Origin of the sequence: Bradyrhizobium hipponense, from assembly GCF_008123965.1 — a bacterium.
GTDB lineage: Bacteria > Pseudomonadota > Alphaproteobacteria > Rhizobiales > Xanthobacteraceae > Bradyrhizobium > Bradyrhizobium hipponense.
In genome coordinates, this window is record NZ_VSTH01000128.1 from 11071 (window position 1) to 14356 (window position 3286).

Genomic DNA, 3286 nt, shown 5'->3' on the forward strand with positions numbered 1-3286 from the left:
CTCGCAATGACGGTGTGGAGATAGCCGAGTAGCCCGGATGGAGCGAAGCGCAATCCGGAGGCGAGGCCAGTCGGGGCCCGTGGGCCCCGACTGGCGCATGGTCAGAACTTGAAGTTGGCGAACGCCCGCACGCCGATGCCGGGCATCAGCACCTCGTCCTTGGTGTAGGACACCGAGTTGCGGATGTTCTCATTGAGGAGATTGTTGCCGACGAGGCCGGCTATCATCTCGCGTGCACCGAACCAGTTGCGGTCGAGCTTGGTCTTGTAGCTCACCTCAGCCTTCAAAAGGTTGTAGCCCGCCGTCGGCGTCTCCGCGATCACTGCGACATTGTTCTGTGCGAAGGCGTGCAGCAGGTTGACGCGCATCAGCCAGTTGTCGTCGCGCCAGAACACCCCGCCGCCCATCCGCAATGGCGGAATCCGCGGCACGTTGGTGCCGTCGGTGAAGGTGGCGCGGACCACGTCGAGCTGGTTCTCGATGCCCCAGATGCCGCCATGGAAGGCGCCGACATCGAGCTGCGACTGGAATTCGCCGCCGCGGAAGTTGGCATTCCGCTGCGAATAGACCGCCTGGTTCAGCTCTGCATCAGGCGCGCCGCATGAGGCAAATTCACCGTCGCACATTACGCCGGTGAGGCGGCGAAAGATGAAGTTGTCGAAGTGCGTGTAATAGGCAGTCGCCTCGAACCGGAACGGTCCGGTCGCCTTGCGTAAGCCGATTTCGACGGACTTCGCGGTCTCGATGGTGAGGTTCGGATTGCCGATGTCGAAGGTCGCGGTCGCATCATGGCCACCGCGCGAGAACAGCTCGGCCGGCTTCGGCGCACGCTCGACATATTGCGCGGTGATGCTGCCGACCGTTCCGCCCGGCAGGTCCTGCAACAGGCCGATGCTACCGCTCTTCGGCGTGAACGACGGATTGCGGACGATGCTTGTTTGCGGCGCCCCGTCGGGCAGGAAGTCTGCCGGGAAATCGGGCGTCGACCCGTGCAGTTCGACATGTTCGATCCGGCCCGCGATCTGCGCCCTGGTCTGTTCGCTGAATTTGAACTCGTTGAAGACGTAACCCGCCACGCGGTAGTTTCGGTTCGGGTCCCACAACCCGTTGAACAGCGCGCCCGGATCATCCGGGCTTGGCGCCGTCAGTTCCTGGTGGCCCGCCTGGAAGCCGAACGCAGTCGTCACCTCGGCAAAACGGGCGTTGAACGGCATCAGTTGCGTCTCTATGCGGATCTCCTGCTCCTTGTTGGTGAAGGTCTGCCGAACGCCGTCGGTGGTGGGATCGGCCGTATCGGCAAGCCCGATCTCGTTGTGCCGGTAGTCGGTCGCGCCGGCCCAGAAGCGGATGGCGTCGATTGCAGCGGCGTCGGGATGGTACTCACCCTTGACGTTGATCTTGGTCTGGTGGGCGTCGATGCGCGTGTTGTGGTCGGCGCCGTCGATACCGGGGATGTGGTAGAGCGAATCGTTCTGCGTGATCGCCGCACCGATATAGCCGCCCTGGAAGATGTAGGAGCCGCCGATCGAGGCGCCGTCCGAGCGTGTGGCCGAATTGGGCTGGCGGCCGTTTGTGACGGGGCGTGTCTGGTCGGCCAGATATGGATAGCTCGGGATGCTGTAATCCGTGGTGTTACGGCCGTAGACGTCGGCATGGAACGCGAAATTGCCGCCGCCGGTATCGAGCAGTAGGCCGCTTTCGATGCCGCGATCGACCGAGCTGAATGCAGAACGCGTCTCGGCGGTGACGCAGGGCGACGTCCCGGCGCCCGCGAGCGGCGCCTTGACCGGCAGGCCATAGCTCTGGAACGGCGCGCCGCAGTTCGGAAGTGCATCGGGAATCCGGTTGTTGGTGGCGCTGACGACGCCGCCGATCGACGTCGAGCCATAGCGCAGCGCCGCTGGCCCGCGCACCACTTCCACCTGATTGGTCGCAAGCGTATCGATCGGAACGAAATGATCCTCGCCGAGGTCGGAGGCACCGCCGGCATTGGTGCCGTTCTCGACGATGCCGACGCGGTTGACGTCGAGCCCGCGGATGATCGGGCGGCTGGAGGCGCCCGGCGCGAAGCTCGATCCGGTGATGCCGGGTTTCGAGAACAGGAGATCGCCGAGCTGGCCGCCGCCCTCGCGGCGGATCTCTTCATTCGGCACCACCGTGACGGTGGCGAACTGGTTGGTCACGATCGGCAGCACGCCCTGCTGAGGTGCGGGGGACGGCGGAGGTGCCGGCGCGGCTTCCGCGGTGCGTTCGCGGTTGCGCGCCGGTGCGGCGCGCGCCACGCGGCTTGTGCTGCGGGAAGGCACGACCGGCCTGCGAACGATGGGGCTCGGAGCCGTCACGGTGACGGCGGGAAGCTCGCTAGCCGGCTTGTCCTGGGAAAACGCCGGGGTGGCAGCGGCGCCGAGCAGGAGCAGGCTGGCTCCGCCAAGACTTGCTCTGCCAAGACTTGCTCTACCAAGACTTGCTCTGCCAAAACTTGCTCCGCCAAGACTTAGTCTGCCAAGGCGCTGCGCGCGTCGCAATTCGATTGTCATGGTTCTGATTCCAGCCAGGCGCCGTCCGAATATTGCTTGCTGATCGGAGGCGGACCTGCCGTCGCGGTACGACGGAATTCGACTTCAACGTCTCCTGAACGGTTGCCGGCACGCGGCAAGCCCAGGCGTGATCAAGTGTTGGAGATCAGGACGCGGGAGGGGCTCGGGGCTGGAACGCCGAGCCGGCCGATTTCAGATGGACGAATTCGGCGTCGGTGGTGCGGTAGAGCAGCTCGACGGCCTGCGGCAGCAGCAGCAAAGGCGGCGTCGCGAACACGATGGTGCCCGCCATCGCGACCACGGCGCAGATCGCGCAATTGTCGTCGCCCGGCTGCTCGCGGTTGGGGCCTGACGGCGATTGCTTCTCGACCGCGGCGCGGTCGATCGCAGCCGTCCCCTTGCTGCTGTCGGTCTGCTGGGACAGGGCGAGAGGCGCAGCCTGGGCGAACCAATGGCCATGGCCGAACGTCAGCGCGAACTGCACCAGCAGCGCAAAAAGCGCGAGCCGGGCGCCTTGCCTGACATTCGAGCGGAACCATTTCATCCAAACGCACCCCACATCGCGAGGCGCCAATCCCCTGAAGTCGCGACGTTACAATGTAACATCGCAGGATCGGTCAGCGGATGTCAATCGAAGTGGAGCCGATTCGCGCGACCCAGCTCCTTGATGTGTCGTTCGGGCAACTAGAGCGTGATGGTCGAAGTCGAATCGAGTTGGCCAACAGCGGTACTCTCTCCGTTCCCTCCCC

The 3286-nt window shown here is 64.7% G+C and carries 2 protein-coding genes; both read right to left on the reverse strand.

Annotation, left to right across the window (positions count from 1 at the left end; all coding sequences use genetic code 11):
• Positions 1-101 precede the first annotated feature (101 nt).
• Positions 102-2537 carry a TonB-dependent receptor gene (locus FXV83_RS31870; RefSeq protein WP_430648962.1) on the reverse strand — a complete coding sequence of 812 codons (2436 nt, stop codon included), beginning with the start codon at positions 2535-2537 and terminating at the stop codon, positions 102-104.
• A gap of 145 nt (positions 2538-2682) precedes the next feature.
• A complete protein-coding gene (locus tag FXV83_RS31875) occupies positions 2683-3081 on the reverse strand; it encodes a DUF2946 domain-containing protein (protein WP_148743546.1) in 399 nt (132 codons plus the stop codon).
• Positions 3082-3286: the final 205 nt, after the last annotated feature.

Excerpts from the sequence above, each read along its gene's own strand:
- FXV83_RS31870 (WP_430648962.1), bottom strand. The coding sequence starts at position 2,537 with ATGACAATCGAATTGCGACGCGCGCAGCGCCTTGGCAGACTAAGTCTT.
- FXV83_RS31875 (WP_148743546.1), bottom strand. The coding sequence starts at position 3,081 with ATGAAATGGTTCCGCTCGAATGTCAGGCAAGGCGCCCGGCTCGCGCTT.